The following is a 3,760-nucleotide window of genomic DNA, read 5'->3' on the forward strand; positions in this document are numbered from 1 at the left end:
GCACTCAAGAGCAAGATATTAGCCAAGCTAAAAAATACTGGAGAGATTATGAAAGAACTCAAAGTGCCAACAACTAGAAGCTACCACGAATACTTGATTTCTTCTTTACAAACCCCTGAAAGTGCTGCTAGCTATATCGAGGTTATGTTGGAATTAGAGTCAGAAACACCAGAACCCGAATTGCTGCGAGCCGGACTTAAAGATGTGGTGGATGCTTATTTACAGATGAATAAGTTATCGACAGAAGCTAAACTTATATATGAGAAGCTCGATCGAATGTTGTCAGAGAGTGGGGGCGAGGAAATTTATGCTTTGATAGTTTTACTAGATAAACTGGGGTTCCAGTTAGCTGTCGCAGTAAAGTAGGTTAATTAATCAAGTAGTTAGGGCGATCGCGCTTTAGGACAATTTGGGATGTAAGGGCGATCGCGCTTTTGCAGAAAGTGGCAGAAGAGGCGCGATCGCACTTTTTTAGAAAGTGGAAAAGGAGTTTTTAAGACTCTGTTTCCAACTTCTCTTAGTTAGTAATCTACATCGTAGTTCATCAAAAAATCAACGCGATCCCCCCCACCCCGATATCTCTTTGCGTTCAGTAACGTAAACGTAAAATTGCAAACCCTTGACGGAAAGTCAATGTAGTTTTGACCTGTAGAACTGGTTGAAATATCTTTTGACCCACTAATCTGATTACCATCGCATTGGCTCGCTGTCCATGTAATAAGAGCAGAAGAGTCTGGACTTGTTAGATTTACATAAAACCCACCTATTCCCAAAGCACCCGAAGGTACTTGATAGGTATTATATTCGCAAGAACTTTGATTTAACGGACATTTACCAGGCCTTTCAGGTCCAGGCCATCGCTCTCCCGCTCGTGCGATTGAAGCGAAAGAAAAACTCGATATGAAACCAACAAACAACAAACCCATTTTTAAGCTGTGCATCAGTTTCATTACCTTTTGGTGTCTACTAAGTATAAATTTTTCCCTATATCCTAAAGCTTGTCAAGCCATATAAAGCCATATTTAGTAGGGAATTTATCTTAATAGCTAGGTCAGAAAAAGTCATATTTAGCTGGTTAAGCTTGAAAAAGTCATATACAGTTACGCTATAATCATGTCAACCCCTTGCATATGCGTAACTGATGGACGTTGAAGAAGCCTTAAAATTTACAGACCATCTAGCTTTAACTACTACGGGAAAACACTTAGATAGTCTGCAAAAAGCTATACTGCGCGGCGCTTGGGACAATCAGAAATATAAAGAAATTGCACAGCAGCACAACCGTTCAGAGAAATATGTTAAAGAAGTTGGCTTTAAATTATGGAAACTTATGTCAGTTGCATTAGGCGAGGAACAAGTATCTAAAGCAAATTTTAGAGCCAAGCTGGAAAATTTACAAGTTTCCAATGTCTCACTCGTCGGGAATGGCTGTATTCATATTCGTAACATCTCCGCAGATACTTTTTACTCTCCAAAAGTCTCACAACCTGAATCGTTACAAGAGGAAACTTTTAAGGAACAAACACGCAATACTAAACCAAAAGTATGTCAAGACTTAGGCGACGCACCAGAACCCAACCTATTCTATAACCGCACATCCGAACTCACCACCCTCGAAAACTGGATTTTGGGCCGCACCCGCCTCATCACCATCTTAGGCTTATCCGGTATTGGCAAAACCGCCCTTACTCTCCAACTAATCTCACAAATTCAACACGAATTCGACTACATCATCTGGCGCAGTCTCCGCAACTCTCCACCCCTGGCATCACTCCAAACCGACTTAATTAAATTCCTCTCCCAGCAGCAAGAAACTAACCCCCCCAACCCCCCCTTATCAAGGGGGGGCGAAGAGATTCAACCTCTTTCTCCCAGGCGCGGCGAAGAGATTCAACCTCTTTCTCCCCCCCTTAGCAACGGGGGGTTGGGGGGGGTGATCAACTATTTACGATCGCACCGCTGTCTGATCGTACTCGATGATATCCAAACCATTTTCAGCAGCCAACAACTCGCAGGAAATTACCAACCAGGATATGAAAATTACGGCGCATTCTTCAAACAAATAACAGAATCATCCCACAACAGTTGCCTCATCCTCCTGAGTTGGGAAAAACCCAGAGAAATCGCCGCCTTAGAAGGCGAAAACCGCCCCTGCAAATCTCTGCAACTCAACGGTTTAGGCGCCGAAGCACAAGAAATATTCACAGAAAAAGGATTAGCAGAACCCGAGAAATGGCCAGAACTGATCGACCTTTACCGAGGCAATCCCTTATGGTTAAATATAGTTGCCACATTCATTCAAGACTTATTCGGCGGTAGCGTTTCCGAATTCCTCTCCTATGATACCCTATTCTTAGGTGACTTAGAATCACTCCTGCACCAGCATTTCGATCGCCTAACCGCATCCGAACAACAGGCGATCGCATGGCTAGCCAATACCCCCGAACCAGCCGACATCTCAAAAATACCAGAAAACCTGCAACTATCACCGCCCGAACTCTTGAAAGTCATGCAATCTTTAGGACGACGGTCATTAGTTGAAACAGTAAAACAAAACGGGCGATCGCACTTTACGATCGGGCAAGTAATCAGAGAGTATATAACAAACAAAACCAGAAACAAAAACTGATAAACTTATCGCTCTGCTAAACTACAGCTAAAATAGTAAAACTTTATGGAGGTATGCTAAACTTGTGAATAGGCGGGATTTACAGAACATAGCACTCACTCGAATTAAAGAAGTAGAAGTGCTGCTCAACAATCGTCAATACTCAGGTGCTTACTACCTCAGCGGTTATGTCATCGAATGTGCTTTAAAGGCTTGCATTGCCAAGCAAACTAAAAAATTTGATTTTCCTGACAAGAAAACTGTGATGGACAGTTACACGCACGATTTAGAAAAGCTTGTTAAAGTCGCTAAAATTGAAAAACAGTTAAAGTCTCTCCTCAACGATCCTGAGTTTTCATTGCGATAGTCTATCGTCAAAGACTGGTCAGAAGAAAGCCGTTATCAAAAACATAACCGACAAGAAGCCCTGGATATTTACTCAGCAATTACCGACCCATATCACGGAGTTTTACAATGGCTACAGCAACATTGGTAAGTTACGAAATAGAAGAAGGTCAAAGACTAATAGACGCTCTCAACGCAGCAAATCTATCAGTTGATTCGGCTCTCTGGATCTACGCCCCAGAACCAGAAACCTGGCGACTGACGCTAGCTACACCTCTGTACGATCGCCAAGGACCTCTTAAAACTTATGGGGAAATTCTGTCAGTCTTTCGCCAAGTTAAACCAGAATTGAAAATCGATTGGACAGCACTTGTAGCAGTCAGCCCAAAACATGAATTAATTGAAGGATTGCGTCAGTCACAACAAGATTGGAATTTAAACTTATCAGGCACAAGACTGACAAATAATTGGGTCGATCGCACCTGGATCGAAGATGCTTACATTTATCAAATTAAGTGAGTTGACAGGGCAAAAAATAGCTTAAAATAGGTGCGATCGCCCTCCCTATACCTCACCTTTAGGATTACTGTATTAATGAAAATCGCCACCTGGAACGTCAACTCAATCCGCACCCGCCTAGAACACGTTACTAGCTGGCTGCAAACCAACTCCCCAGACGTTCTCTGCCTCCAAGAAACCAAAGTTACAGACAAAGACTTCCCCCTAGAACCCTTCATCAACCTCGGCTACAACTGCTACATTTCCGGTCAAAAATCCTACAACGGCGTCGCCATTTTTAGCCGATCG

At 42.7% G+C, this 3,760-nt stretch carries 5 protein-coding genes; all 5 read left to right on the forward strand.

The annotated features are described in order from the left end of the window. A partial coding sequence (locus ACUVJL_RS28605; RefSeq protein ID WP_445248938.1) for a helix-turn-helix domain-containing transcriptional regulator occupies positions 1 to 366 on the forward strand: 366 nt, incomplete at its 5' end. Positions 367 to 1,141: 775 nt separating this feature from the next. Then, positions 1,142 to 2,629, forward strand: a complete 1,488-nt coding sequence (locus tag ACUVJL_RS28610) for an NB-ARC domain-containing protein (RefSeq protein ID WP_445248939.1) — start codon at positions 1,142 to 1,144, stop codon at positions 2,627 to 2,629. A gap of 64 nt (positions 2,630 to 2,693) precedes the next feature. Beyond that, positions 2,694 to 2,975: a HEPN domain-containing protein gene (locus ACUVJL_RS28615; protein WP_445248940.1), complete on the forward strand. Its 282-nt coding sequence runs from the start codon at positions 2,694 to 2,696 to the stop codon at positions 2,973 to 2,975. Positions 2,976 to 3,082: 107 nt separating this feature from the next. After that, on the forward strand, positions 3,083 to 3,472 hold the full coding sequence (locus ACUVJL_RS28620) for a hypothetical protein (RefSeq protein WP_445248941.1): 390 nt from the start codon (positions 3,083 to 3,085) through the stop codon (positions 3,470 to 3,472). A 75-nt stretch (positions 3,473 to 3,547) separates the two neighbouring features. Further along, the coding region (locus ACUVJL_RS28625) for an endonuclease/exonuclease/phosphatase family protein (RefSeq protein WP_445248942.1) at positions 3,548 to 3,760 on the forward strand (213 nt) is incomplete at its 3' end.

Origin of the sequence: Microcoleus sp. OTE_8_concoct_300, from assembly GCF_031383065.1 — a bacterium.
Taxonomy (GTDB): Bacteria; Cyanobacteriota; Cyanobacteriia; order Cyanobacteriales; family Microcoleaceae; genus Microcoleus.